Raw genomic sequence first — 26,208 nt, forward strand, 5'->3', positions numbered from 1 at the left:
CCTTTATGGGTTTTTCTGTCCACTAATATGTTCAACTTAAATTTTACAATCTACCAATTGCAAATCTTTTCTTTAAAACTTGCTGATAAAATAATTTGAACCAATCCACTTTACAGAAGTTACTAAGCCATGGTAAGATGCTCTTGTTACAAGACCACACAATTAAATAAACTTTCTGGGGTGCCATATACGGCTGAGATTATACCCATTGAACCTGATCTAAGTAATATTAGCGTAGGGAATATTGGATATTTGTATAAATTTGACTTCTACAAGCCATTTTTTTGCGTACTCGAGAATTTGAGTCGGCAAGAAAATGGCTTTTTTGCTGCCCATCTCAAAACTAGTTGCCGGTCTTGTAAACACATTTTGAGAGGAAGTATTTTGCCATGAATTCAAGAAGTTATAAGCTCCGAGATATTATTTTCATCGCCTTGATCGGGATCTTTTGCGGTGCGATTTTCTTTTTAACCGATCTCGTCTACAATTTCGTCAGTGCTGCCCTAGCCGCCATTGGCCTGGGCCCGGTGGCTAACGATTTGATGCTGGGTCTGTGGATGATTGCCGGTCCCCTGGCTGCCATCCTCACCCAAAAGATTGGGGCCAGCGTCTTTGCCGAAACCTTGGGGGGCTTTGTGGAAATGCTCTTAGGGGGCCAATTTGGGGCCAGTGCTATTTTAGCCGGGTTCGTCCAAGGGGTTGGGAATGAATTAGGCTTTGCCGTCACTGGTTACAAACGCTTTGACAAATTCGGCCTATTCATCTCCACCATCACCAGCACCATCGTGACCTTTATCTGGTCCTTATTCCAAGCTGGTTATACCAAATATACGCCCGCATTCTTATTGCTATTATTTGTGGTCCGCTTCATTTCCATCGGCTTCTTCAGCGGCGTTTTGGTTTACTGGATTCAAAAACTAGTCTTAAAATCTGGCATTGCCACCCGCGCCCACTCCCACGGTTAGCCTACTATGATGAGTAAGGAACTTAGCGCTAAAAATTTGACCTTCAGCTATGAAGCTGATAGTCCCAAAATCTTAGATAATGTCAACCTAATCATTCAAGCCAATACCTTCAACATTTTGTATGGTCCCTCTGGCAGTGGTAAATCCACCTTGATGAAAGTCTTATATGGCCTTTATCCCGAGTTTGCTGGCACCATTCAAAGTGGCCAGGTCTTGATTGATGCCCAGGACTTGGCTGACCTGAAGCCCGGAGCCATCGTGAAAAAGATTGCCTTTTTATTCCAAAATCCCTTGAATCAGTTTGCCATGACCACCGTAGATTTAGAATTTAAATTCACTTTGGAAAATCTGGCGCTCCCTAAAGCCGATATGGCCCAACGGATCAAAACGGCTTTGGCCCAATTGCATATCACCGACCTGCGGTATCGCAAAATCGATACCTTATCCGGTGGGGAATTGCAAAGGGTGGCTTTAGCTATCACCTTAGCTATGGACAGCCAATTTATCATCTTAGATGAACCCTTTGCCAGCGTGGATCTGACCTCCCGGCAACAGCTGTTGGCCTTGTTAAAAGACTTACAGGTCAACCATGGTAAAACCATCCTACTGGCCGACCACGACCTCAGCGGTTATGCTGACTTGGTGGACCATTTATATCAATTTGATCAGGGCAAGGTTCAAGAAATAGCTGATTTTTCGGTGGTATTCGCGAAATTTCAGCATTTTGACCAACAACGCCGCTTCCCCCTGCCCATCAGCGCCGACGACTGTGTGCTGAATTTCAAGGATTTGAGTTATGGCACCGGTGAAAGCCCCTTGGTTCAAAATGCCAATCTGCCCTTACTTCAGGGTAAAATGGTCCTGCTCACGGGGGCCAATGGCAGCGGCAAATCCACGCTCTTTAAAACCTTGACCCGGTTACATCCCTTTTCCGGGACAATTTATTATCAACAAGAAGAAATTCGTAAGATTCGGCCCAAACAATATGCCCAAAAGGTAGCCTTGATATTTCAAAACGCTCAGATGCAGTACTTGCGGCTCACTTTACAAGAAGAGCTGGATTTAAGTCTGGCCCATGCCCATCATCCGGAAATTTGGACCCCCGCGGTCATTAGTGACCAATTGCAAGCCCTGCATTTAAAGGGTTTAGAGGATCACATTGTTTATCAATTGTCCGGGGGCCAGCAAAAGAAATTACAGATTTTAGAAATGTTGATTGTGGGCACCCCGGTACTATTGCTGGATGAACCCCTGGCCGGCTTAGACATGGCCTCGATTCAAGTGGTCTTGCCCATGATTGCCACCATGGCAGCCAAACAGCAGCAAACCATTATCATGATCAGCCACCAGCTCACCGGTGTGCTGAATTTCTTCGACTACCATTTGGCTTTAGCTGATAAAACCCTAAGTTATCAGGAGGTGCTGGCTTATCAATCCATCAATTAAACTGGGTTTTGTGATTTTTGCCAGTTTTGAAATTGCCTTTACCCAATCCATTTGGGCCAATGTGTATTTGGTAGCCTTATGCCTGGTCTACCTCATCCCCACTTTGACGCCTAAACGTATCGCCTGGTTGTTGTTCATGCCAGTGATCCCCATCTTAGGGACCTGGATGTCCTTTTATTTCCACGGCACCGGAGATGTCTGGCATACTTCCTGGTTACTATCCACCCGGATCTATGCTTATATTTTCTTAGGGGCCATCGTGACCTTCACCATGCCCATCAATAATTTATTGGGTTCTCTGGAGCAGAATTGCCATATCCCGTCCAAATTTGTATATGGGACTTTAGGGGCCTTTAATTTTATCCCCCGGGTCACCCAAACGGTTAAGCAAATTCAAAGTGCGGCCTTAATGCGGGGAGAAGTCCTCCACGCCTGGTCGCCACAGATCTTTTTTAAAGCGGTGCTGATTTCTTTGCGCTGGTCCGATGACTTAGCTCAATCCATGCAGTCCCACGGCTTTTGGGAACAACAACACCGCAGTCACTTTGACACCTACCCCATGCCCCTATGGAATTGGGCGGTGGCCCTACTAGCTTTAGGGGGCTTGCAGGTGGTTGCTTTCAGCGGTTTGGGGTAAAAAAATACCAGCGAAAATTTCTTCGCTGGTATTTTTTTACGCTTCTTTTTGCACATCGTTGGGATCAGCCTGGCGGACATTTTGTAAATACCGGTAAACACTAGGTTCAGACGCCCCTAGTGCTTCAGCAGCATCCACTACACTATCCTTCAGCTGGAAAAAGCCCTGTTCATACAGCCGCTTCACACAATTGAGTTTGTCGATGCGTTTCATGTATTCTTTTTGAATGCCAATTTCGGCTAAGTATTCAGCCACGACTCGCTTGGCATATTGCTTAGATGAAACCGTTAAGTGTTCATACTCTTGTTGTTTTTCTAATGCTGGCGCTGGATCTGAAGCTGGCGCCGTCGCAGCGGGAATTTGGGCCTCTGGTGTGGTTTCCAAATCCCGCATTTCATCTGGTGTCGGTTTATAGGCATGTAATACCTTGTTAAGACTCGCCTGTAATTCATTGAGGCAGGATTCATCGGTGTTAATACAAATCATCGCCACAACCTTACCCTCATAGCGCAGAAAATAAGTCGAAGAACATAAAGTCGCGTTGTTAAACGTCACACCGCGATAATTGGCAATAAAATCCCGATGTTCTTTGTTGCCAGCTTGCACTGTTCGCAATGCTAAATCTGAAGCTGGATCACCTATTTTCCGATGTGAAATACTGTTATTCCGAATTGCAATAATAGAATGGTCTAAATCTGTCAAATCGTTTAAGACTACTTCACTATTTTTACCTAAGATATCCGCAATAAAATCCACCATGGGGATATAGCTGCGAATGAATTCATTAACGCCCATAACCTTCGCCTCCTCGTTGTTATGATAATATCACTTTAATAATTATTTATCAATTAATTTAGTGCAAGTCTTAACAAATAAATTAATAAAAAGGTGCTGAATGCAGGTCCTTAAGCGTTTTTCAATCCTCTTAAGAATCCTAGCAATCAGCACCAGGTTTGTTTTTATAAATGATTATGAGACATCTACAGATTGACCAAAGATGGTCATCTTCATTTTGACACCAGTTGGTGTGCCTGCTAAACCGCCAATGCCTGTTTCCCGGAGTGCCCGAGGTAAACCTCGACCAATTTTATCCATGGCAGTGACCACTTCGTCAGCAGGAATTTTATTGGTACAACCAGCTAAGGCCATATCAGCGGCAATTAAAGCATTCCCGGCACCAATAGCATTCCGTTTCACACAAGGTAATTCTACTAAGCCGGCAACTGGATCACAGACCAAGCCTAACAAATTGCTTAAAGCCATTGCTAGTGCTTCAGAGCTCTGTTCCGCATTGCCCCCCGCCACTTCTACGGCAGCAGCGGCAGCCATTGCAGAGGCACTGCCTACTTCAGCTTGGCAGCCCCCGGTTGCACCGGCAATTGAAGCATTATTAGCAATTACCATGCCAAATGCACCAGCGGTGAATAAGAAGCGGATCATTTGGTCCCGATCTAAGTTTAAGCGTTCTTGAATGACAAACAAGACACCTGGTAAAGTCCCAGTGGAGCCAGCTGTTGGGGTGGCACAAACCACGCCCATGGCAGCATTAACTTCGTTGGTAGCGATGGCATTTTGCACCGCTTCTACCATACTATCGCCGGATAAGGTATGACCTTTTTCCCGGTATTTCTTCAATAAAACAGCTTCACCACCGGTCAAACCAGTCTTAGAGAAGACACCATCGCCTTCAACCCCACGTTTAACAGCGGCAGCCATGACATCTAAGTTCTTGGACATTTGCGACCAAACTTCATCTCTAGTAGCGCTATTTTTAGCCATTTCTTGTTCGATCATTATTTCAGAAATAGGTTTATTTTGACTCATAGATGCAGCAACAAGTTCTTGAATTGTATCATACATGCTAGTTTCCCCCTTAGAGATAAACCATCTTAGTGTCTTTGGAAGCTAATTGGCTAAGATCTTTTTGTTTCAAGCGATTTTCCAGGTCATATTCATACATTGTACCTTTGCCAGGGGCATCGTATTTGGCATGATGGTTAATGGTGTTGATCTTTTGCAATTTATCACTAAAGTTCTCAGAATTGCCACCATTTTCGCTTTGAACTAACAAAATTGGTAATGGTCCCTTAGGTTTGATGTGGAAGCCATCCATCTTAATATCCCGGATTTCAATGGTTCCCCCACCGATAGAACAACCCGACACAATGATTTCGCGATTGCCTTTGCGTAATTCGCAAACGGCGGTATTGGGATGGCCAATTGGGCTGTCGCCCTCTTCTTCAATGAATTTAATCTTAATACCTTGTTCATGGGCGATATCTAAAGCATCGGGTACCCGTTTGTCATCGGGTTCAAAGCCTAAGATACCACTGATGATGGCATAATCTGTCCCATGGCCCTTGTGGGTTTGGGCAAAAGATTCGTAATAATGAATGGTAATGTCTTCAGGAATACCACCAAAAATCCGGTTTGCTGCACGACCTATCGCTACGGCACCTGCGGTATGTGAACTTGAAGGGCCAATCATGATCGGTCCGATTATATCAAAAACACTTTTATAATTTCCTGACATATTTATTCACCTCATGAATTTAATTTCATTATATCAATTAAGCGTTAGCTTGAACAGCTTGTGCGTCGTTAGTTGTGTTAGAATTTGTGCCACGGATTTCATCAACGGTATGAATCTTGAAGTTTCTGAAGACATATGCGCCAATGTAAGCCCAAATTGTACTGTTGACTAAAATCAATAAGACGGCTAAAGCAACTTTAATGGCGGGGTTAAAGCCAAAGGCGACAATCAAGCCAGCCCAAGGTGTGGCCATCCCGGTGACATTGATCACTAGGCCAAATGAGGCGACGATAATCCCGTTGATCGCCCCGGCCACCGCGTTCGTGGCAAATATTGGGACTGGGTTAGAAGAGATAATATCAATCTGAGTTAAAGGTTCAATCGTAACTGCAACTGTCGTAGATTTAGGACCAAACTTCATTTTTCTAAAGAAGCTGAAGTTTAAGAATGAATTCCCGGTACAACCTAAAGCCCCGATGGCCATTGGTATCCCGGTCAATCCGATCAAGCTGGTTAGAACCATTGAAGACAGTGGCGTCATCCCGACTAGTGGAATGATAGAGCCAAGGACGGCAGCCATGACCATTGGATTGGATTGTTGCGCAGAGGTTATGGCACCGCCGATAATGTGTAACACCGAGAGCACGGCTGGTGAAATCAAGGCAGCCACAACATTGGCTAAAGCTGGACCAATCAAGACAACAGCGATTAAATCAATACCTTCTGGCACACGTTTTTGAATTTGTTTAATGACAAATGAGATGGCATAAGCAGCAATAAATGCAGGCAGTAGTTTAACTTTTAACAAGGAAACCCCCACCAAAACTGCAAATACTGGGCTAATCCCGAATGCTAACGGGACTAATGTGCCGGCCGCAAGTCCGCCAAGAGATCCCATTGTATCCCCGATTTGTTTGATGAATTCAATGTGGAAAACATCTCCGACGGCGTAACTTAGAAAAGCTTGAGGTAAGAATGTGGCACAAGCAGCACCGGATAGGGCACTGATGGCCTTTTTACCGTTTGGCGCTTTAAATGTGAATAATGTTAAACATGCAATAACGGCGAGTAACACTAAGACACCAATAACGATTTGCATTGTATTTTCCTCCATTTTCTAGTCACCTAACAGGCCGGCACATGTTTTGTGACCATTATCACTTACTGGATTAATAATAATTTATCAACACCTAAATAGTAGCACACTGATAATATTTTTGCATTAATATCTGATAAACTTTTCTCAAGTTAGCTTGCTATTCCCTCATAAAAGCTATTTTGGAAATGATAAAATGCTTTTCTTGGCAATTAGCGCCTTGGTATAATAGCGTTTTCACATTTTTTTCAGTTTAATTAAAAACTTAGAATATTTTTTCACAACCTCTAAAATCCCGGATAATTTTCTTAAAACACAAAAAAATACCCGCCAATAAATTGACGGATATCAATTTCTGATAATATATTCGCAGTGTTTCACAGAATGCCATGATCGGTTTTATCCCAATTGTGATGATGCTGCACATACCCCAGTAAACCAGAAATGGCAATGGGCAAAGTTAACACCGCATAAAACGGCAAGGTCACCACGATCAAGATTGCTTGCGCGACACTGGCCTGAGCCATGACCCGATAGATATAGGCTAACATACTGTTCATGATCAGTCCCAAACAAAGGACCGCCACCAAAATCAGACTTAAACGGCCATAACTAACCAGCAAATATACCTGCAGCCCTAAAGCTACGATATTGGTCAATGCCAGGCCAATGGTAGTATAAGCAGCCAACATGAAGGCGAACATCTCAACTTTAGCCCCAAATCGTAGCGCCTGGTTTTGCCCCAAGCCTTTGCGAAATTGGTGCAGGCACTGTAATCCGCCGATAACCCAGCGGGTCCGTTGCCGTAAATAAGCTTGCCAAGATACCGTGGCTTCTTGGTAAACTTTCAGATCATAGGCATAGGCCGTTTTTTTAGCCTGCAATAATAACTTGGTACTGATCTCAAAGTCCTCTAGTAAAGTCTGCCCCCAGGCAAACTTAGTCGGTAAACTGCTTAATCTAAAAAATTGCCCATTCCCCGAACCAGCCACGTTCTTTAAATGGCCCCGCAGGTTTTGTAAAAGTGTGTTGAAGACTTGAAATTCAAAATCCTGGACTAAGGCCAACCAACGCTTCGTATTGGTCATGGCAACGGCGGTTTGTAACATATCCAGTTTTGCATCGGCGGCAAAGGTCTTTAAGACCTTTAACAAAGCCGTGGAGGCAATTTGGCCATCGGCATCTAAAACCCCCACAATGGTCTTAGACCATTGTGTACTGGGTACTTTGTGGCGAAGATAGTCTAACCCCGCATTGAGGGCCATCCCCTTCCCTGTGGCGGCTTGAAACTTGCGATAAATCACCGCTAAGTTGGGATAACGCTTATCAAAGGGCCGCAATTGATCTTCAGTCAAATCGGTACTCCCATCTTCAATCACCACCCAGTGAATATTGTACTGGAAGTCAGTATCAATATTGCGCTGTAAAAAATGCGCCAGTGCATCCTGGGCAATGGTAGCCTCAATGTGCATGGGCACCAATAAATAAAGCTGGTAAGCTTTCAAATCCTGAGTCGATCTTTTTTGTGGTGGGACCCGTAAGCGCAGGAGAATAACTGGTAAGAGCAAACAAAACACGACCGCAATCCAGGAAATAGCAATCACAATCTTAAATAAAATCAACATTAAGCGTTTTGTCCAGAATTTAAGGCACTGGTCTCATCTGTCTGTAAAGCAGCTGGTAAGTCGGCAATATCGCTATCAGGACTAACAGATGATACATTCATATCCCGATCAGCAATACTCTCCAGCAACAGCTTATCATGGCGACTGGTTACCAAGACATTGTGCCAAGGATGATCACTGTGCATCGTTGCTTTGATCTTGCCAATGTTCTTGGAGACATTGATCAGGTATGGAATCGCCTGAACATTTGTACTTGAAGTGATCTTACGGTAGATTGGATCATTATCCATCCCAATAAAGACCACGTCTGCTTGGGTCTTGAGATATTGCTCCAGCCACCAGTAATAGAAATCTTCAGTACCGGCAAAGCTAGTGATCCGCAAATTATTGTTATCAAAGACTTCAACTTTATTGACAGTTTGGTCTTCAGAACTAAACTTCAGGCATAGCGTCCCATCAACCCGGAAGAATTCGTCGACGACGCTGTTATCTTGTTGGAAAGTCCGGGTCCGTGACAATTGGCCTTGATCATTTAGCGTACTGATACGGCTAAGTCGACTGTCATCATAATAATAAATATCTTTGATTTGATCATTATTTTGATATTGGGCCACCATTAAAAGATTGCCCTCAGCATCGCGAAATTCCCGGTGGGTCTTATCAGCATCCCAAGCCCCTTTGATACTTTCATTTTCATGAATGGTAACAACTGGCGCTGTACTTTCCGCATTAGCCTGTAATTCATTAAAAATATTGACCATCTTAGGCACATCAAACTGATGCTCTTGGGCCCAATTGATCAAATGATCTTTGAGCTGCAGATCAAATTTCAATGAAATCACCGTGACTGGTTGGGAAACATTTTGATTCAAGAATTTAAACAAGCGAATTTCACTGGCTTGATCCGCATCGTTGGTATCATTGGTATTCATCAATACCATGTAATTCAAGGTATTGGAGAATTGAACATTTTGAATCAAATAACCCGTGCCAAAACGATCTTGGATTTGGCCATTGACCTTATCCAGATCAGCAGCAAAGTCGGCCACCCGCTTAGAAACTTGAGCCGCTTGAGCATCTAATTTAGCCTTGGACTGGTTGAGTATCTCCAGCTTGTGGGCCCGTTGTTTTTGTGCCCGCTGAATTTGATTGTCAATGGCTGCGGTTTGGTCTTGATGCTTATGCAAATCACTTTCTTTAATATTCAAGTTGGTTTGAGCAGCTTCTAGATCTTCGCCTAAGTCTGAAATTTGACCGTCAATTTCTGCTTTTTGGGCAGCCAATTGTTTCCGCTCTTCTACTAAAGTCAATGCTTGTTGCTTATTGGCTTCAACAGATTCCAAAATCTTAGCTAAGTCCGTTTCGCCTTTGATTGCTTCAGAAAGCTGATCTTCTTGCGCTTGACTGGCCGAAATTTTGTCATCCAGTTCAGTGGCATGATCTTGCAGTTGGGCCATTTGCTCATTGACAGCTTTTAACTGGGCCACTTGTTGGTCAACAGCCGCCTGTAAGTCAGGTAACAAGGCATCAATTTCTTGTTTCTCTGCTAAGAACTTGCCGTCATCTTCATTGTTGATATCTCGGATTTGGGTTTTTAAATCATCGATCTGCTTGTTCAAACGATCTAAAGCACCCTGTTGTTGATTTAAACCATCGGAGAAGAAAGCCTTTAATTGGAACATGCGCAACTTCAAGCCATCCCGCAAGTGGCTGTATTGAACGGATAGATCTTGCATTTGTGATTCAATATGCGCAATTTGCTGCGCCGTATCGTCCACAGTACCACCCCCGGTCTGTGAAGCAATCCGATGTTGTGCAGCTGGCTCGGTGGTATTATTACTAACCGGTTGGGTTGGTTGGGTTGCCGGCTGAGTTGCTGGTGTCGTTGCTTCAGCTTGTTTTGGTGTCGCAGCGGCATTTGGTGTTGTCCCTTGATCTTGATCATTATCAGGACTGCTACCACTGACCATTGCCTTAGCAATAGTTGGTTCATCCTTACTTTTGCGATTAAAAAGTGCCATTTGATTCCCTCCAGCAAAATAAAATTCGTATTCTTTATCAGTCAATGCTGCGTGGGTGCAAACGCACTTAAGTTGGCATTGAAACGAGTGATTGGATAATAATCTAATGATAACATGAAATACCTATTTCTCGTCAGAGAGAAACAAATACATACACCATAAATTTTATCACATTCTAATCCCCAGCAAAACAAAATTTACGGCCCGTTTTAAAATTGTTACGTGTGACCAAAAAAACCAAGAGCGCCGATACAGCGCCCTTGGTCTCACAATCAATTATCTACTTGTCTTGAACAAGCCTATTGTTCATTTCTAACCGCTTGTTGGGCAGCTACGTTCATAATATTCCAAGGCCGGTCAAAACCAGGTTGGAAGAAGAAATCAGCGTAAGCCAAATCATCAATAGTCATTTTGCCTTGAATCGCCAGGGCAATGGCATTGATATTAGCAGTCACGTCTGCTTTAGACATGATCTGTGCGCCCATCACGCGACGGGTCTTAGGATCATAGCTTAATTTGAAGTAAACTTCTGGGTTTTGGGTTTCAGGTATAAAGGCCGGTCTTTGGGTGTCTTTAATCAAAACAGATTTCACTTCGACCCCATACTTACCAGCAGTGCCTTGTTTAACCCCAGTAGAAGCAAATTTATAATCAAACACTGACAAAGCCGAAGAGCCACTGACGCCTGGGAATTTGTGTGTTGGTTTTTCAATATTTAAAGCTGCAAACCGCCCTTGACGCCGAGCAACAGTTGCTAAGGCAATTGGGGCTTCTTTGCCAGTGGCTGCGAATTTAGCCATCACCGAATCCCCAACGGCGAAGATATCTGGTTGGCTAGTTTGCATATAGTCGTTAACTTTGATGCGGCCAGTTTGATCCAAGTCCAAAGTGTCCTTGAGCCAAGCTGTATTTGGCCGAATGCCGGCTGCTTCAACAACTAAATCAGCTGGGTATTCGCCTTGATCCGTAATGACTTTGGTAACTTTACCATCTTTACCTTCAAAGGATTGCAAGGTTTGACCAGTCGCTGCATAAATGCCATGATCGCCCATCTCTTTGGTCAAAATATCAGTGAATTCTTCATCCAGATAAAGACTCAATAAGCGTGGTAGTAAATCAATCACAGTTACTTTCATGCCAGCTTTTGCAAAAACTTCGGCGGCTTCAATGCCTATGTAGCCTGAACCGATGACAACGACATTTTTGACAGTTGGATCGACTGTTTTAGCCTTTAATTTAATGGCCCAATCCCGACCCCGCATGGCATAGATATTCTCTAAATCGCGGCCCGGTACTGGAATTTGTACTGGAATAGCGCCGGCACTTAAAATCAATTTATCATATGTTTCTTCTCTAGTACTGCCATCCACATGATTGGTCACACTAACCTTGTGGGCTTTAGCATCAATGCTGGTAATTTCTTGTTGGACAAAAACGTGGACGCCTTCAGCACGCATGCCTTCAGCAGTGGCATAACGGACAGTGTTCACATCTTTGACGGTACCTTCAAGATATAGTTGCATCCCGCAGGATAGGAAAGAAATAAAGTCGCTCTTTTCATACCATTGAATCTCCGCATCCGGATGATCCATCAATAATTGTCGAACTGCTTCATAACCACCATGAGAAGAACCTACTACGATAACTTTCATCTATAATTACCTCCAATAAGATTATTAATAACCATTACAATTAAAAGCATAACGTACTTTTAGATAAAAATGAAATTAAAAGGCCTAGAATCTTAAAGTTTTATGGTCGTTGCTGGCCTTGTTTTTGAATGGCCCGTCGCCCCAGCTGCCATAATGCCACCCCATACCCTTGGCGCAATAGGGCTGACCAAGTATTGGGGGCCGGCGTCAATTGCAAAATAGTCTGCAACCACTGATTAGTTGGCATTAACCGTAATAATTGATGGGCAGTAAACTGGGAAAAAAGTAAATTCATCCCATAAAAATCCACCAATTTTTGTTGGACAGCGACAAGCTCAACCGGCAGCAATAAACGATTGACATTATTGCGATCCCCTAGCATTAATTGGGTCGTCTTTAAATTCTGCGTCGAATCAAAGACAGCCCCCTTGTGCTGGGCGGCTAAGACTGCTGGTAAGCGTACAAAAAATACCAATTGCTGCCTCGCCAAATATAATAAAAATTGTAACAGCGCTCGATCTAACGGCGACAATTCATAGCGCCATTGCACCACCTGCTGGGGGCGTAAGTACCAGCGTAAGCGGCCTGCCAACCCTTGAAAATCACGAAAATCAGGCCAAGTTAGTTCTAACTGGCGGGCATGGGCCAACCATAAGGGATGCGTGGCCAGGCGCAACGTCAGCCAATAATGCTTCGTGCCAACACTTTGGTGTAATAGCCAATAAGAACTGGCACTGCCCCGGGCAAAATTGACCCCCATGAGTTGCATATCTGCGGGTAAAGCAGCCAAAACAATTTCTAAAAGCGCTTGGCGCCTGTCTTTGGTCAAGGGGCTGGGTTGGCGGCCTGGATAGTGTCCCATATTGCGTCATCTACCTTGTTTGATCATTGTGATTTAGATAAGTCAATAACATAGTTTTATAGATTTCAATAAAATTAAGATACATTTGCTGAGAGACATATTCATTATCCTGGTGGGCCGTTTCATTCCCGGGACCAAAGACCAAGTAAGTGGCACCCTTGGGCCGATCCGCCAAAAACTTCCCCGCATCTGTTGCCCCTGAAACCCCAACGGTTACAATTTCAGTTGGGGAAAAGGCAATACCCGTCGCTTTAGCGGCAGCGCTCATTTCATTCAAGGTCTCTGCGGAATAGTTGGTCCGCTGTAAATAAGGCTGGCCAACTTTTTGGGCAATTTTCACCAAGTCGGCTTTGGGATCGCCTAAGATGGGACTAGTTTGCATCTCAACAGTCATCTCAATGTGGCCAGCTGTATTTTCATTATAAGCCGCAATGGTATCCTGGAAGATTTGCAATATTTTGGCATTGGCAAATTCAGGAATCGTTCGAATATTGATTTTGGCGGTGGCCAAGGCGGGGATGGCATTGACTTGCTCACCACCATGGATCACGTCAATGTTAAATAGCGTCTCTCCCAGATCTGGGCTGGTAAGGTTAGCGGTGGCTTGTTGAACCTGTGCTTGCAAGCGATTTAAAATGGCTAATAGATGGGCCACCGCATTATTCCCTAATTTAGGCATAGAGCTGTGGGCGGCTTTGCCCTTAGAGGTCAAGGTAATATCTAATTCGCCTTTATTGGCATAGGCAATCCGATAGCCAGAAGGTTCGCCGATGACCAAAGCAGCCACATTCTTCATGTAACCTTCTTTGGTCAAGATCTCAGCACCCTGTTGTCCCACTTCTTCACCGGCAGTAGCCAACAGGCGAATCGTCCCATTAATTTGAACGTTAGCCTCTTTTAATTCAATCATGGCAATCACTAAAGCAGCCAAGCCACTTTTCATGTCTGTCGCGCCCCGACCATAAAGCCGATCCCCTTTAGGTGTTAATTCAAAAGGATCAGTTTGCCAGCTTTTAGGGTCAGCAATCACAGTATCCATATGACCTGAGAGCACCACCACGGGTTGACCATCGCCAATTTCGGCCACAAAATTCGCCCGGTCGTCATTAATCGGCAAAATTTCATTGAAGATGCCCGCCAAATCACATAGTTGCTTGAGATAGCGGGCCACCATGATTTCGTTGTTATTCTCGGTTTTGATTGCAACCAAGTCTTTAAGAATCAACAGTTTTCTATTTTCTTCCATTCGTTTTGCCTCCAAATTAATTTACCCTAATGATTGATGAAATCTAGCACACTGACAATAAAATTCACCACTAACGCCACAATGGCCGCAATAGCGGCCCAGCCGAATTGAAAATTCGAAATGGCGCCGGCAGACACAATACCCTGGGCAATCAACAGCCCAAAAACCACAATATAAGCTAAGACGGAAAAGACACTGGCCGCCAATTTAAAGCTAGCTGCGAAGTGGGTTTGCCAAACACTAAAAATCAATAAAACAATCGGTCCGATTAACAATAAACTCAACAACAATATCATTGTGCTGCGGAAATTGCTGCCGCCCAGGGCCATGGTCTTAGATAAGGATAAGGTGGTGGCGCCGGGTTCTAGAAAATGACCATTACTGATAAACCCCCCAAAAAAGCTGGTGAGTCCTAAAATAATGGCAAAAATCCCATTCAGGCCGTCTAACAAGCGGGATTGGCCGACTGCCGTGCTGCTTTTGCCCCGTTGATGGCCCCTCACATGACTATGTTCAAACCCCGGTTCCCGGGAAAGGGCTGCTGGTTGTGCTGAACCATAGCCTTGGGGTTTTGTTTGATAGCGCACCGCCGCTTCTTTTGGCGCTTGCACCTGACTTGGCGTTGCTTTAGCTTGACGTCGGGAGGCCATTGCCTGCCTGCGCCCAGTTGCGCCCTCGCTACTGGTCCTGGTGCTGGGCACTTCTGGACTGGCTGCACGGGTGTTACCCGAGCCCTTTGTCGGCGCTGGGTCAGTGGTTATGCCATAAGGGTCATAGGTACTTTTAGGTGTCGTAGCCAAATTGCTTTTATCGATTGGTGTTTCAAGATGGGCTGGTCGATAAGGATCATAAGCCCGTTTGATTGGATCGTCATTTTCTTTCGTCGTCGCGGCTAGTGCTGCAGCAGGTTGCTGTTTGGTCCGGGTTTGTGGTACCTTATCTGGCGCTTGGGTTGTTGCAGATATGGCGGTGTTGGGCGCGTCTGGGGCGATAAAGCGCATTCGTTGGGCCACACCCATCACCATTTGCCGCGCTTTGGCGGTTAGCGGATAACCGCAATTCTTACAGAAATTTTGATCAGCTGCAATGCTAACCCCACAGTTTGGACAAAAATCCATGGCAAAGCCCTCCATTCATTACAAATATAACTTAATTCCATGATAACACTGCCATCCGGATTCCCCGCAATTTTCAGAGAAATCTTTGAATAAAAAAAATTTAGTAAATGCTTTTGATTGCATATTCACATGGATTGTTTTAACTTTAAATTAGAAGAAAAGGAGCGTGAGTAGAATGGCAAAAGTATTTATTGCCGTAAAAATTCCCCAAGAAGCTGAATCGTTACTGACAAATGCCAAGATTGAGGTTCAAGAACACACCGGAAATTTACTCATTTCAAAACAACAATTAATCGCTGCCGTACCTGACGCCGACGTATTGATCACCGCCTTGTCCACTCAAGTAGATAAGGATGTGATTGATGCTGGTAAAAACTTAAAACTTATCGCAAATTATGGAGCCGGTTTCAACAATATTGACGTGGCCTATGCTAAAGAAAAGGGCATCCCCGTTACCAACACCCCGCTGGTTTCCACCGACTCCACAGCCGAACTGGCCGTGGCCTTGATTTTAGCCATTTCCAGACGGGTAGTTGAAGGTGACCGGCTAATGCAGACCAAAGGATTTAATGGCTGGGCACCTCTATTTTTCTTAGGTCATCAAGTGAGCCATAAAACCTTGGGTATTATCGGCATGGGCCAAATTGGTCAAGGTGTGGCCAAACGACTGAAGGGCTTTGATATGGAAATTCTTTATACCCAACATCATCGCCTAGATCCTAAAGTTGAAAAAGAACTCAATGCCAAATTTGTCAGCTTTGATGAAGTTGTGGCCAAAGCTGATTATTTGACCTTGCATCTCCCATTGAGTGCCAGCACCACCCACTTAATTAACGCAGATGTCTTCAAGAAAATGAAAAAAACTGCGTTCTTGATTAATGCGGCGCGGGGCCCAATTGTCGATGAATCAGCTTTAGCCAAAGCCATTAAAGATGAAGATATTGCTGGCGCAGCATTAGACGTTTATGAAAATGAACCCAATGTGAACCCGGAATTGAAAAATTTGAACAATGTTATTTTGGAACCCCATATTGGGAATGCCACCATTGAAGCCCGGGATGCCATGGCCCAAATTGTTGCTGAAAACACAATTGCCATCGTTGCCGGCAAAGAACCGAAGTATATCGTCAATAAATAATGTCTTAGACAAGCGCCGGACTTTCAAGCCTATGAAAGTCCGGCGCTTTTTTTAAAGATCGATCACATCAATGGATTTAACATGGGATAACGCACTCATCTTACGAATAAAAGTCGTAGGGTCCGTGTGTTTTTTTAATTTAATCATCAAACTCAAGGTATAGTTTTTAGGATTGTAAGATAAAATCGCCATTTTGATAGTGGCGCACCCTAGATCAGCTAATTGTTGGGGTAATTTATCCATTTCCTGCAGTTGGCCGGTCATCGTCACTTGCAGTTGTAACAAGTAACGTGACGAGTTTCGGAGGGCTTTGATATGGCGTACCATGGTTTGGGTGGTTAAAATACACAAAGTCCCGGCAATGCCGATCACATACATATCAGCCCCAATGGCTAAACCAATGGCCGCCGTGGCCCATAACCCGGCCGCCGTAGTCAGCCCATCGATTTGGTGATGCCGAGTCAATATGGTCCCAGCACCGATAAACCCGATGCCACTGACAACTTGCGCGGCAATTCTTGACGGATCTAAGGCCATATTGGTCCGATTCAACACATCAAAAAAACCATATTTTGAAACCAACATAAATAATGCTGACCCCACAGCCACTAACATATGGGTCCGGGTCCCAGCCGTTTTCAAGCGGGCTTTGCGTTCAAAGCCAACCAAGCCGCCACAGATGGCCGCAACGATTAGCCGTAAGCACCATTCTAATTGAAATAACCAAAAAAAGCGCATCATGATGTCCCCTTTATTGCAACACTAACTCCATTATAGGAACCATTGCCCTCAAAATTCAAAACTGTTTGACGCAGCGATTGCTTAACTAGTAATTTCGGCAAAAAAAAGCCTATGAGACAGGCTTTTTTTCATCACAGCTCAATTGTCATTGGTTACGGCATGGACAGTCTTTTGATCGTATAAACTTAAGATCAGCATCATCAAAATATAAGCCACCAGGGGTAACCAGGCATAATTTAAGGTGATCATGTGCAGGGTCGCTTGATTTTGGCTCTGATTGGCCACATAACCTGTTTTGGCCAGCAAGGCAGCTGATATCATGCCACCTAAACCTAAGCCTAAATTCACCCCAAAATCGTCGGTTGAAGCCATCAACCCACTGGCCTCAACTTTGAATTGCCGTTGAGCGTATTTGATCGTATCCGAAATCATCACAGAAACCAGCGCAATGACCATGCCGCTGCCAACAGTATTAATAAATGTCCCGATAAAAATTAAGGTCAAATTCGGCCATAGTTCCGAACCGGCAATAATCAATAATTGCCCACTCACCGCAATACTCAGCCCCGACATCATCGTCGCTTTGTTACTAAACTTGCGGGTCACAAAGGGGATGGCAATGATCCCGATCAAGGCCGCCGCTGTGAAGGCGTTGACCACAGGTACTAAATTTTCCTTGTTCAAGTTATATTTAAAATAATAAATCGTGGTTTGATTCTTCATGGATGTGGTCACCCAATATAAGAAAATTACCGCCGATAACGTTAACCAAGGTTTATTGTGCAAAATCATATCAAAGGTCTTCTTAAAGCTAGTAGCCGGCGGCATGGGAATCCGTTCTCTGACATGCACAAAGGTATTCAAAATAAGAATTAAGGAAATCGCCGCAAAAACAATGATCGTGATCAAAAAGCCCCTTTGCTGATCGTTACCTCCAAAAAAGGCAATCAATGGCAAGGTGAAAATAGCTACGATAATTTGACTGGTTTGCCCAAAGAACTGGCGAATCACACCTAGTAGGGTAATCTCCCGGGAATTATCCGTTAAACTTGGTAAAATAGAGGTAATCGGTAAATTCACCGTGCTGTAGAAGAAGCCTAACAACAAGTAAGTGCCATAAGCCCAAACTAGTTTGCCCGTGTGGTTGAAAGGTGGTACCACGAAAGTTAAAATGGCCACGGTCACATAAGGCACCGCGTACCACAAGAAGAAGGGCCGGCTGTGCCCATATTTGGAGTGAGTATGGTCGATCATCACCCCAATTAACACACTTTCAATGACATCGGCAAAGCGGGCAATCAAAAATAACATCCCCACTTCCGCTGCTGACAAGCCATAAATATCGGTATAAAAATATAGAAGATAGGTAGTCATAACTTGGAAGACCAAGTTATCTGCCCCATCACTTAAACCATAACTGATTCTTTCTCTAAGCGATGTTTGCCATTTACCATCCATTGACAGGAATCGCTCCTTTCCACAACGATTGCGTTAAACCGTCTTATTGTTTGCATTGAGAATACGTAACAGTTATAGTTTAATCCAAATTCATACAAAACAAGTACAGATTCGCCTTAAATTTTATAAAAAAATGCTATATTGACTCAAGGAGGCCCAGTATGTGCACCAGTTTAACCATTGAAAACGCCCAACAACAGCCACTTTTGGCGCGAACCATGGATTTCCCCACCACTTCGCCTTGGTTGCCCATTTATTTACCCAGAAAGCGGCGTTATACCCCCGCAACAGAAACTAATTATCGCACGACCAAATATGCTCTTTTAGGCGGTGGCCGCCAAGTGGCCCCTAAAACGTACTTAATGGCTGATGGGGTCAATGAGGCTGGCTTAGCCTGTGCTGAACTTTATTTCCCTTTTGAAGCCACCTATCACCCTAAAAATCAGCCCCAACGCTTGAATCTCAGTCCCCAAGATTTCATCACTTGGGTCTTAGGCGAACACGCCAGTATTGCCGAGGTTGCGGCAGATTTACCCAATATCGCCCTGGTTTCAGCCACTTGGCACCAGTTAAATAAGATTTATCCTTATCACTGGGCCTTGACCGACCCCACTGGCGCAACGGCCGTTTTGGAGCCCCGGAGCTTATCGTTGACTCTGCAACCTAATCCCCTAGGGGTGCTCACCAATACCCCTAATCTACTGCGCCATGGGGCGAATCTAGCCGCTTTCCTAGGTCTAGCTAAAACTAGCACCACTACAGTACTGCAAAGGGCCGCAGCAACTTTTCAAGGGCCACTGCCCACCGGGACCATTCCCACCGATCGTTTTTTACGGGCCACTATCTTGCGGGCCCAATTACCGGCAACTTTCAGTACCACTGACCTGTTCCACATTTTAGACCAGGTCATTATTCCGAAGACCGATACTGCCCATTTGCAGAATCACGACTATACCCACTATGAAATGTTTCTAAATACCGCGTCCCTGACTTATACCTTTCATGATTTAAATACCAATCGCTGGCAGCATTTGTCCCTGGCAGACTACGCACATATTTCCCGGGAAATAGTTTTTAGTTAACGGCACGAAAAAAAGACTGAACCTTGGCCCAATCTTTTCTTGATTGAAATTTATAAGAAATGGAACAACAAACCGGTCACATAAATATAAGCACAGATAACTACCAGATAAGCACCACACCACTTGAGGGATTCCTTCAAGATATTCCCTTCTTGACCCTCTTGGTGCGTGGCTGCGGAAGCAACGGCAATGCTTTGTGGTGAAATCATTTTACCAGCTGTTGCCCCCACCATGTTGGCACTGACAACCCAATAGGTATCCGCCTTCAACGTCGTGGCTGCTTGCAGTTGTAAATTCCCAAACAACACGTTTGAAGATGTATCCGATCCGGTAATGAAGGTCCCTAACGCCCCGATAACTGGGGCAATCAATGGATAAACTGGCCCCATGATAGCTACTAAAGTCACGGCTAAGCTTTGGGTCATGCCAGAATAACCCATGACCTTGGCCAAAGCCACGATGGCACAGACTGTAATGAGCGTCCGCCAAATTTGTTTGGCCGTGTTGCCTAAGACGCCAAAAATCTTACCCAAGGACATCCCTTGAATCAGCCCACCCAGGACAGTGGCGACAATGATCAACGTCCCCGGGGAAGATAGCCAGTTAATCGTATAAGGAACGGCTTTTGGTCCCGTATAGATTTGAATGGCGGTAACGGCTTTGCCCAACATGGTATTCACTGGTTTATCCAACGGTGAAGCCAGTAGGACAATGACAAAGACGAGGATAAAAGGTGCCCAAGCTTTCAACAATTCGCTGGTAGTATGCCGGGGGATGTGTTTTAAAGCCTCTTCATCCTTCTGACCTTGCACCCGGGCCATTAAGACAGTGACGATGATACAAACGATTGACCCCACAATAGCTGGCAACTCAGCGCCTACATATTTAGCCACGAAAACTTGGGGTAAAGCAAACGCTAAACCGGAAAGAAAAGTCGTTAAGCCTACGCCTTTAATGGCTTTTAAGCCCCCATCTACCAAGGCCACTAATACGAATGGAATTAAAATAATCAGTGGCAATAATTGCATGGTTACGATAAATGATAGATGCATGGTATTTAAATGCGTCACGTTGGCCAAGGTGATAACCGGCAAGCCAATGGCCCCAAAAGCAGTTGGCGTGGTATTGGCGATCAAACAAATCACTGACGCCCGAATTGGATCAACACCAAAGGCAATTAAAATCCCGGCTGGAATGGCAACGGCGGTCCCAAAACCGGCAATGGCTTCTAGAAAGCCCCCAAAACCCCAGGCAATAATCAACGTCAAAATCCGTTTGTCTGTGGTGATAGCTGAAAGCATATTTTGAATAACCTTCATGCTGCCAGACTTCGTTGTTAAATTATACGTAAACAACGCTGCCAAAATGACATAGACAATTGGCCAGATCCCCATGACAATACCTTCCAGGGCCCCGGACAAGCTATCTACAACTGGCATTTTGAATGCAACGACTGCTAAAAAAATTGCAATGATTAAGCCGATGGTACAGGCTCGATCGGCAGCCATTTTGATGACCCCTAAAGATACAATGAGCCATACGATGGGAATAAGTGCAAAAATAAAATTAAGCCACATAGTGTTAAATCCCTCCTTAATTTGTAAAGCGTTTTCATGTTACCAATTAATTGTACTATTTTAATTTAGTATTTGCACTTGTAGACGTCTGGGGGATTCCCTAATTTTAATAATTCCAATTGGGTCACCTTTCTATTGGCAAAAATGGTTCACCATTCCCATACAAATCAGTTATACTTGAGGTAAGTCTTTTCATATGTGTTTTATTTATCAATATTGTTTAAGGGGTGTCCGGTTTGGAAAATGAAATCGCAGCAATTTTAAAAAAATATCAATTAACTGATTTAATTGATCCCCAGCAGGTTCAATTAACGACCACAGAACCAATGGGCGATTATGCATTAATTCAAGCTATTTTTAACAATCAAATTGAAGCAGCTGCGGCCCAACAAGACTGGGATCATAATATTGCTTTACTCCAGGCCATGGTTCATGTTAGCCAACAAGCTGATAAACTTGATGATACGATTATTGCGGAAATTTCTTGGCTATACCTGACTTTTTGTCGCTATTACAACACACCAATGATGCAGGCACAAACCGATCCAATTTTAAAACAATTACGGCTCACCTTGCAGCAAGCGCAAACAACTTATGAACAATTGGATGGCTTCATTACCACCGTCATTGACAATCTTGCCGTCCCCAACACGTTGCCCCGTTATATGGATCCGGAACATGCTTTAAGTCATCTCATTCAAAAATCCATTGATGCCACTGAAGAAGCGACTAGTTCTGAAGTTGACCCAAGTAAAGCGCCCCAACCCGAAGCAATTCAACAATTAGGCACAGCTACCTTGCCTGGGGATGCAACCCCAGAAACCGCCAATGAAGCTACCTCAAGACGCTCTAAAGAAACCCCAGGCTATCAACCCGGGGCCGCCAGTCGTTTTGACACCGAAGAACCGGCGCCCTTTTATAAGAAGTGGTGGTTTTGGACTTTAATTGTTTTGATTGTTTTGATCATTATCGTCGTGGTGAAGCTGTTCGTTTCTAATGTCACTTCAAACACCGCTAGCTCCACGAACAATGATGCTAAAACTGAACAAGTTTCGAAGTCTAGTGCGAAGCACAAAGCCACTACCACTTCGAAAAAAAAACAAAGTCGCCTTCAGCTAGCGCTAAAGCCTTAACGTTCCAAGACTTCAATAGTATTAATATCGATGACTTGAGTGCTTTGGCCCCAGCAGGCACAACATATCAATCCCTGCGTACCCAGTTTGGCGAACCCACGCAACAACAAGCTAGCACCAAAGATGGGCAGCGGCTTAAAACCATCACTTGGCGCAATATCAAGGGCCAGCCTAAAGCAGCAATCATTGTTAGTTTCATAAAAAATCGTGCCTATGAAAAAAAGCTGACAGGCTATCAAACCAATCAAGTCCCCATCACGTTAGCTGTTTATGATGATTTTAAAATTGGGGCTGATGCCGATACCATTTTAAATCAAGTGGGTCTACCTAACGATGTGGATAACACCTTTGAAAGCGGCAGTTCTCGGGTCATTTATATTTACGAACAACAAGGCGATGATCACAGCGGTAAAGTCTCCTTAACCTTTGTAAACAATAAACTCCAAGCTAAAGAACAGCGCGGACTATAAATTTGGCCAAAATAAAAAGCTGGCTATTCCAGTCGGCTTTTTTTACGTTCATTGATGAGTGCTTGTAAAGTTTCAATATCTTCATCCGTTGCATGATTGGCAATAAAGCAGCGGGCCGTGGAGCGCTTGTTTAAATAACGTTTACGTTCCCGGTTTTTTTCGTCCCATCTTTTGTTAGCTCTTTTTCTGGCTTCACTTAATACCACTGATAACCCCCCAGTTATGAAATTAGTTTGAATCCTAATCTCTATCATACCCGCTAAAACGCAATAGGAACTGGGTCAATTCGGCAAATTTGTCCGGTTAACGTTTACATTTTTCAAAAATTCTTGAGGTGACTTTTATAATGCAAAACAAAAAAGACAAACGTGCCCTAAAACGTGTTTGGCAGCATAGTCTTTTCAATAATCCTGAAAATTCATTTTTGCGACAATGGTGGTTTTGGCTGCTGATCATCATCGGCATTGGCACGATTTTTTTCACCGGCCAAACAGTCTATGACTATTTTGGCCTCAGTGCCATGGTCTTTGCCCTCATCCTCTTGATTAGCCTGGTGAATATTTTAAGTCGCTACTTACGCCATAAAATCGTTGGTATGGGCTTAATCGCCTTGGCTGGTATCAGTCTAATCATTACTGTGGTCACTAGCCTGATCACCTATAAAATTGGCATCTAATGGACATCTGGGTCGGCCACATAGTCGGCCTTTTGTTTTGCCCAAAAATCCTGGTCTTCTTTAGTGATGGGCCGAATCACCCGACAAGGATTGCCAGCCGCCACCACATTATCCGGAATTGCTTTAGTCACGACGGACCCAGAGCCAATCACCACGTTACTGCCAATGGTCACACCAGGGTTTACCACGACGTTGGCCCCGATCCAAACACTATCTCCAATCGTAATAGGATAGCCATATTCTAAGTCCTCATTACGAATGGCCGCATCAATAGGATGCCCAGCCGTATACAGCCCTACCCGTAGGGCTAAATAAAAATCATTGCCAATAGTAATGGGCGCCGTATCAATAAAGATACAATCATAATTGGCATAAAAGTGTTCCCCGATGGTCGTATGCTGGCCGTAATCAATATGGAAAGGTTGTTCAATATAAATCTCTGAACCCGTTTTCAAAAAGAGCTCTTTCAGTAAAGTTTGGCGATAAGCCATTTGTTCTTCGGTAGTTTGATTAAACAAGCGGGTCAAGCGCCGGGCGCGAAAATTCACAGCTCTGATCTCCGTATCAGCAGCACGGTATAATTTTCCAGATAACATGCGTTCTTTTTGACTTGGCATCATTTTTATCCCCTTATGTATTTTCTTAAAACACTATCGCTCTAGTCTAACGTACATTGGATTGGGTTTCAAACTGGTCCCAAAACATGTATTTATTGATAAGTATCCAGCCGAAATTTAATTTAAATCAGGTCTATCATTGTCAAAAAACCATAAACTGCCTAGAATGAAGGTGATGTCTAGATTATTAGAAAGGGTCATATTCAGTTGCCAATTATCACGATCAGATTATGGGAGGATAAAAAATGGTTACGAATACAACAAATCAACACCAACAACAATTCACAAATTTGCCGACAACTATGAAAGCTTGGGAAGTCGTCCAACCTGGTCCCATTAATGGGGCAAAAGCACCACTGCGTTTTACCACTCGGGCTGTGCCACAACCTAAGCGGGGAGAAGTTTTAGTGAAAATTTTAGCCTGTGGTGTCTGTCATACCGACCTACATGTGGCTGAAGGCGATTTAGCCGTGCACCGGCCCCACGTGATCCCTGGCCATGAAATCGTTGGTCGGGTGGTGGCCTTTGGACCCGAAACCAGCCGCTTTAAACTAGGAGACCGGATTGGCATCCCTTGGTTACGGTGGACCTGCGGCGTTTGTAAATATTGCCGTGCCGGTCGGGAAAACCTTTGTCCCCATTCCTTATATACAGGCTGGGATCACGATGGCGGTTATGCCGAATATGAAACTGTCCCTGAAGGCTTTGCCTATCGCATTCCGACGCAATTTAGCAACACTGAAGCTGCCCCATTACTGTGTGCCGGGATCATTGGTTATCGGGCCTTTCGCCGGGCCAATATCCCTGCTGGCGGCCGCTTAGGTCTTTATGGGTTTGGCGGTTCTGCCCATATTACCGCCCAAATTGCCCTCGCTCAAGGGATTGAAGTTCACGTGATGACCCGAGGTAAGGATGCTAGAAAGTTTGCCTTAAAACTAGGGGCAACGTCGGCCCAGGGTGCCTATGATTTACCGCCAGTTCCCTTAGATTCAGCCATCATCTTTGCCCCGGTGGGCGATATTGTTCCCAAAGCCTTAGAAGGCCTGGCACCTGGCGGCACGCTGGCCATGGCCGGGATCCACATGACCGATGTCCCACCACTAAATTATCAAAATGATTTATTTCATGAAAAGATGCTCACCAGTGTTGAAAGCAATACCCGGCGCGACGGCGAAGAGTTCTTAACGTTAGCGGACCGGTTGCATATCCATCCAGAAATTCATGAATACCCTTTGGATAAAGCCTTAGATGCCTTGAAATATGTGGCTAAGGGGGATATTCAGGGCGCTTGTGTACTGAAAATCAGTTCAGATGATTAGCGGCCAATAACTTAAAAATATTAGACCAATTTCCATGAAAGCCCTTTGTTTCTTACAAATTGGTAAAGTACGTTAGCTTTTTCTCAAATAAACTTGGTTTTTATAATCTCGCATACTATCATGAAGATGTAATTATTTTTATCATGGAGGTTATTGATCATGGAATCTACCAGAAGAAGTGTATCACTTAGCACTTTGCTTTGGGCTGGTATTTTTGGGGGTCTGATTTCCGGTCTGGTCAAACTAGGTTGGGAAAATATTTTACCAACCCGGACGGCACTGAGAAATCTTACCAACCCACCCCAAATGCTGTTGCAACAAATTGGGATCCCTAAGCATATTACCCATCTGACCTATACCTATTCAGGTGCGCAAATGCCTTGGGTGAGTTTCATCGTCCACTTTGGCTTTTCAATTGCTTTTGCCATTATTTATTGTCTGTTAGCTCAAAAGTACGCTAAAATCACCATTGGTCAAGGTATGGTCTTTGGGTTAGCTGTTTGGGTGGCCTTTCACTTGATTATCATGCCGCTCATGGGCACTGTCCCGGCCATTTGGAATCAGCCCATTGAAGAACACATTTCCGAAGCACTGGGCCATATGGTTTGGATGTGGACAATTGAAGTCTTTCGAAGTAATTGGGTTTTGAAATACGGTCGTTCCCGTTCCCTATTAGATTAACAATTGTTTGTAAAAAAATAGCAGGCCATCGACAACTCGGTGGGCTGCTATTTTTTAAATGGTAGATTGTAAAATTTAAGTTGAACATATTAGTGGACAGAAAAACCCATAAAGG

Annotated in this window: 25 protein-coding genes and 1 riboswitch; of the genes, 10 read left to right on the plus strand and 15 right to left on the minus strand. The window is 44.2% G+C overall.

The genetic code is table 11. The features are described 5' to 3' along the window. Window positions 1-166 precede the first annotated feature (166 nt). A riboswitch (TPP riboswitch) is annotated at window positions 167-259 on the plus strand. A gap of 130 nt (window positions 260-389) precedes the next feature. Genes FC83_RS03865 through FC83_RS03875 form a run of 3 tightly spaced genes read left to right on the plus strand, consistent with a single transcriptional unit; the run spans window position 390 to window position 3,048 of the window. Then, complete coding sequence (locus FC83_RS03865; protein ID WP_035455606.1) at window positions 390-965, plus strand: ECF transporter S component; 576 nt, start codon at window positions 390-392, stop codon at window positions 963-965. Between the two features lie 6 nt (window positions 966-971). Next, window positions 972-2,411 carry an ABC transporter ATP-binding protein gene (locus FC83_RS03870; RefSeq protein ID WP_236700806.1) on the plus strand — a complete coding sequence of 480 codons (1,440 nt, stop codon included), beginning with the start codon at window positions 972-974 and terminating at the stop codon, window positions 2,409-2,411. Between the two features lie 10 nt (window positions 2,412-2,421). Further along, window positions 2,422-3,048, plus strand: coding sequence for an energy-coupling factor transporter transmembrane component T family protein (locus FC83_RS03875; RefSeq protein WP_235184374.1), 627 nt, complete (start codon window positions 2,422-2,424; stop codon window positions 3,046-3,048). A 36-nt stretch (window positions 3,049-3,084) separates the two neighbouring features. On the opposite strand, the gene FC83_RS03880 is transcribed toward FC83_RS03875, so the two are convergent. The 10 genes from FC83_RS03880 to FC83_RS03925 form a co-directional block, all read right to left on the minus strand. Further along, the gene (locus FC83_RS03880) at window positions 3,085-3,843 is read right to left on the minus strand and encodes a helix-turn-helix transcriptional regulator (protein WP_057002414.1); all 759 of its coding nucleotides are present in this window, start codon (window positions 3,841-3,843) and stop codon (window positions 3,085-3,087) included. A 174-nt stretch (window positions 3,844-4,017) separates the two neighbouring features. Beyond that, a complete protein-coding gene (sdaAA, locus tag FC83_RS03885; protein ID WP_035455600.1) occupies window positions 4,018-4,908 on the minus strand; it encodes an L-serine ammonia-lyase, iron-sulfur-dependent, subunit alpha in 891 nt (296 codons plus the stop codon). Between the two features lie 13 nt (window positions 4,909-4,921). Next, on the minus strand, window positions 4,922-5,581 hold the full coding sequence (gene sdaAB / locus FC83_RS03890) for an L-serine ammonia-lyase, iron-sulfur-dependent subunit beta (RefSeq protein WP_035455598.1): 660 nt from the start codon (window positions 5,579-5,581) through the stop codon (window positions 4,922-4,924). 37 nt (window positions 5,582-5,618) lie between these two features. After that, the gene (locus FC83_RS03895; protein WP_035455596.1) at window positions 5,619-6,680 is read right to left on the minus strand and encodes a PTS sugar transporter subunit IIC; all 1,062 of its coding nucleotides are present in this window, start codon (window positions 6,678-6,680) and stop codon (window positions 5,619-5,621) included. A 374-nt stretch (window positions 6,681-7,054) separates the two neighbouring features. Continuing rightward, on the minus strand, window positions 7,055-8,302 hold the full coding sequence (locus FC83_RS03900) for a glycosyltransferase (RefSeq protein WP_035455593.1): 1,248 nt from the start codon (window positions 8,300-8,302) through the stop codon (window positions 7,055-7,057). Then, the gene (locus FC83_RS03905; protein ID WP_057002415.1) at window positions 8,302-10,323 is read right to left on the minus strand and encodes a coiled-coil domain-containing protein; all 2,022 of its coding nucleotides are present in this window, start codon (window positions 10,321-10,323) and stop codon (window positions 8,302-8,304) included. The genes FC83_RS03900 and FC83_RS03905 overlap by 1 nt, the downstream gene beginning before the upstream one ends. A 299-nt stretch (window positions 10,324-10,622) precedes the next feature. Further along, complete coding sequence (locus FC83_RS03910) at window positions 10,623-11,975, minus strand: FAD-dependent oxidoreductase (RefSeq protein ID WP_035455580.1); 1,353 nt, start codon at window positions 11,973-11,975, stop codon at window positions 10,623-10,625. Window positions 11,976-12,075: 100 nt separating this feature from the next. After that, window positions 12,076-12,837: a hypothetical protein gene (locus FC83_RS03915; protein WP_057002416.1), complete on the minus strand. Its 762-nt coding sequence runs from the start codon at window positions 12,835-12,837 to the stop codon at window positions 12,076-12,078. 10 nt (window positions 12,838-12,847) lie between these two features. Continuing rightward, window positions 12,848-14,083, minus strand: coding sequence for an ArgE/DapE family deacylase (locus FC83_RS03920; protein WP_057002417.1), 1,236 nt, complete (start codon window positions 14,081-14,083; stop codon window positions 12,848-12,850). Window positions 14,084-14,109: 26 nt separating this feature from the next. Next, window positions 14,110-15,201 (minus strand): zinc-ribbon domain-containing protein, encoded by a 1,092-nt coding sequence (locus FC83_RS03925; RefSeq protein ID WP_057002418.1) that lies wholly within the window; start codon window positions 15,199-15,201, stop codon window positions 14,110-14,112. A gap of 175 nt (window positions 15,202-15,376) precedes the next feature. On the opposite strand from FC83_RS03925, the gene FC83_RS03930 reads away from it, so the two are divergent. Next, the gene (locus FC83_RS03930) at window positions 15,377-16,339 is read left to right on the plus strand and encodes a 2-hydroxyacid dehydrogenase family protein (protein WP_035455575.1); all 963 of its coding nucleotides are present in this window, start codon (window positions 15,377-15,379) and stop codon (window positions 16,337-16,339) included. Between the two features lie 51 nt (window positions 16,340-16,390). Here the strand turns inward: FC83_RS03930 and FC83_RS03935 are convergent, their stop codons facing one another. Both FC83_RS03935 and FC83_RS03940 read right to left on the minus strand, forming a co-directional pair. After that, the gene (locus FC83_RS03935) at window positions 16,391-17,077 is read right to left on the minus strand and encodes an MgtC/SapB family protein (protein WP_035455572.1); all 687 of its coding nucleotides are present in this window, start codon (window positions 17,075-17,077) and stop codon (window positions 16,391-16,393) included. 141 nt (window positions 17,078-17,218) lie between these two features. Then, window positions 17,219-18,538, minus strand: a complete 1,320-nt coding sequence (locus FC83_RS03940; protein WP_035455570.1) for an MFS transporter — start codon at window positions 18,536-18,538, stop codon at window positions 17,219-17,221. Window positions 18,539-18,699: 161 nt separating this feature from the next. Here FC83_RS03940 and FC83_RS03945 point away from each other — a divergent pair, with 161 nt between their 5' ends. Further along, window positions 18,700-19,620 (plus strand): linear amide C-N hydrolase, encoded by a 921-nt coding sequence (locus FC83_RS03945; protein ID WP_052005033.1) that lies wholly within the window; start codon window positions 18,700-18,702, stop codon window positions 19,618-19,620. Between the two features lie 50 nt (window positions 19,621-19,670). Here the strand turns inward: FC83_RS03945 and FC83_RS03950 are convergent, their stop codons facing one another. Continuing rightward, a complete protein-coding gene (locus FC83_RS03950; RefSeq protein ID WP_035455568.1) occupies window positions 19,671-21,197 on the minus strand; it encodes an L-lactate permease in 1,527 nt (508 codons plus the stop codon). Between the two features lie 236 nt (window positions 21,198-21,433). On the opposite strand from FC83_RS03950, the gene FC83_RS03955 reads away from it, so the two are divergent. Both FC83_RS03955 and FC83_RS03960 read left to right on the plus strand, forming a co-directional pair. Continuing rightward, window positions 21,434-22,330 carry a hypothetical protein gene (locus tag FC83_RS03955; protein WP_057002419.1) on the plus strand — a complete coding sequence of 299 codons (897 nt, stop codon included), beginning with the start codon at window positions 21,434-21,436 and terminating at the stop codon, window positions 22,328-22,330. Window positions 22,331-22,350: 20 nt separating this feature from the next. Next, window positions 22,351-22,800, plus strand: coding sequence for a DUF3862 domain-containing protein (locus FC83_RS03960; RefSeq protein ID WP_082622558.1), 450 nt, complete (start codon window positions 22,351-22,353; stop codon window positions 22,798-22,800). A 23-nt stretch (window positions 22,801-22,823) separates the two neighbouring features. Here FC83_RS03960 and FC83_RS03965 read toward each other — a convergent pair whose 3' ends face one another. After that, entirely contained in the window at window positions 22,824-23,006 is a 183-nt protein-coding gene (locus FC83_RS03965) for a hypothetical protein (protein ID WP_035455565.1), read from the minus strand. Window positions 23,007-23,146: 140 nt separating this feature from the next. Here FC83_RS03965 and FC83_RS03970 point away from each other — a divergent pair, with 140 nt between their 5' ends. Continuing rightward, on the plus strand, window positions 23,147-23,476 hold the full coding sequence (locus FC83_RS03970; RefSeq protein ID WP_035455563.1) for a hypothetical protein: 330 nt from the start codon (window positions 23,147-23,149) through the stop codon (window positions 23,474-23,476). Here FC83_RS03970 and FC83_RS03975 read toward each other — a convergent pair. Continuing rightward, window positions 23,473-24,093: a sugar O-acetyltransferase gene (locus tag FC83_RS03975; protein ID WP_057002421.1), complete on the minus strand. Its 621-nt coding sequence runs from the start codon at window positions 24,091-24,093 to the stop codon at window positions 23,473-23,475. The genes FC83_RS03970 and FC83_RS03975 overlap by 4 nt on opposite strands. 245 nt (window positions 24,094-24,338) lie before the next feature. On the opposite strand from FC83_RS03975, the gene FC83_RS03980 reads away from it, so the two are divergent. Then, window positions 24,339-25,412 carry a zinc-dependent alcohol dehydrogenase family protein gene (locus FC83_RS03980; RefSeq protein WP_035455561.1) on the plus strand — a complete coding sequence of 358 codons (1,074 nt, stop codon included), beginning with the start codon at window positions 24,339-24,341 and terminating at the stop codon, window positions 25,410-25,412. A 159-nt stretch (window positions 25,413-25,571) separates the two neighbouring features. Next, the gene (locus tag FC83_RS03985; RefSeq protein WP_057002422.1) at window positions 25,572-26,093 is read left to right on the plus strand and encodes a YagU family protein; all 522 of its coding nucleotides are present in this window, start codon (window positions 25,572-25,574) and stop codon (window positions 26,091-26,093) included. Window positions 26,094-26,208: the final 115 nt, after the last annotated feature.

Origin of the sequence: Agrilactobacillus composti DSM 18527 = JCM 14202, from assembly GCF_001436375.1 — a bacterium.
Taxonomy (GTDB): Bacteria; Bacillota; Bacilli; order Lactobacillales; family Lactobacillaceae; genus Agrilactobacillus; species Agrilactobacillus composti.

What these genes read in the sequence shown, in the direction of transcription:
- FC83_RS03920 (WP_057002417.1), bottom strand. Translation starts at nt 14,083, where the DNA reads ATGGAAGAAAATAGAAAACTGTTGATTCTTAAAGACTTGGTTGCAATC.
- FC83_RS03880 (WP_057002414.1), bottom strand. Translation starts at nt 3,843, where the DNA reads ATGGGCGTTAATGAATTCATTCGCAGCTATATCCCCATGGTGGATTTT.
- FC83_RS03915 (WP_057002416.1), bottom strand. Translation starts at nt 12,837, where the DNA reads ATGGGACACTATCCAGGCCGCCAACCCAGCCCCTTGACCAAAGACAGG.
- FC83_RS03985 (WP_057002422.1), top strand. Translation starts at nt 25,572, where the DNA reads ATGGAATCTACCAGAAGAAGTGTATCACTTAGCACTTTGCTTTGGGCT.
- FC83_RS03925 (WP_057002418.1), bottom strand. Translation starts at nt 15,201, where the DNA reads ATGGATTTTTGTCCAAACTGTGGGGTTAGCATTGCAGCTGATCAAAAT.
- FC83_RS03905 (WP_057002415.1), bottom strand. Translation starts at nt 10,323, where the DNA reads ATGGCACTTTTTAATCGCAAAAGTAAGGATGAACCAACTATTGCTAAG.
- FC83_RS03870 (WP_236700806.1), top strand. Translation starts at nt 972, where the DNA reads ATGATGAGTAAGGAACTTAGCGCTAAAAATTTGACCTTCAGCTATGAA.
- FC83_RS03895 (WP_035455596.1), bottom strand. Translation starts at nt 6,680, where the DNA reads ATGCAAATCGTTATTGGTGTCTTAGTGTTACTCGCCGTTATTGCATGT.
- sdaAB (WP_035455598.1), bottom strand. Translation starts at nt 5,581, where the DNA reads ATGTCAGGAAATTATAAAAGTGTTTTTGATATAATCGGACCGATCATG.
- sdaAA (WP_035455600.1), bottom strand. Translation starts at nt 4,908, where the DNA reads ATGTATGATACAATTCAAGAACTTGTTGCTGCATCTATGAGTCAAAAT.
- FC83_RS03950 (WP_035455568.1), bottom strand. Translation starts at nt 21,197, where the DNA reads ATGTGGCTTAATTTTATTTTTGCACTTATTCCCATCGTATGGCTCATT.
- FC83_RS03980 (WP_035455561.1), top strand. Translation starts at nt 24,339, where the DNA reads ATGGTTACGAATACAACAAATCAACACCAACAACAATTCACAAATTTG.
- FC83_RS03930 (WP_035455575.1), top strand. Translation starts at nt 15,377, where the DNA reads ATGGCAAAAGTATTTATTGCCGTAAAAATTCCCCAAGAAGCTGAATCG.
- FC83_RS03900 (WP_035455593.1), bottom strand. Translation starts at nt 8,302, where the DNA reads ATGTTGATTTTATTTAAGATTGTGATTGCTATTTCCTGGATTGCGGTC.
- FC83_RS03945 (WP_052005033.1), top strand. Translation starts at nt 18,700, where the DNA reads ATGTGCACCAGTTTAACCATTGAAAACGCCCAACAACAGCCACTTTTG.
- FC83_RS03940 (WP_035455570.1), bottom strand. Translation starts at nt 18,538, where the DNA reads ATGGATGGTAAATGGCAAACATCGCTTAGAGAAAGAATCAGTTATGGT.
- FC83_RS03935 (WP_035455572.1), bottom strand. Translation starts at nt 17,077, where the DNA reads ATGCGCTTTTTTTGGTTATTTCAATTAGAATGGTGCTTACGGCTAATC.
- FC83_RS03865 (WP_035455606.1), top strand. Translation starts at nt 390, where the DNA reads ATGAATTCAAGAAGTTATAAGCTCCGAGATATTATTTTCATCGCCTTG.
- FC83_RS03975 (WP_057002421.1), bottom strand. Translation starts at nt 24,093, where the DNA reads ATGCCAAGTCAAAAAGAACGCATGTTATCTGGAAAATTATACCGTGCT.
- FC83_RS03910 (WP_035455580.1), bottom strand. Translation starts at nt 11,975, where the DNA reads ATGAAAGTTATCGTAGTAGGTTCTTCTCATGGTGGTTATGAAGCAGTT.
- FC83_RS03970 (WP_035455563.1), top strand. Translation starts at nt 23,147, where the DNA reads ATGCAAAACAAAAAAGACAAACGTGCCCTAAAACGTGTTTGGCAGCAT.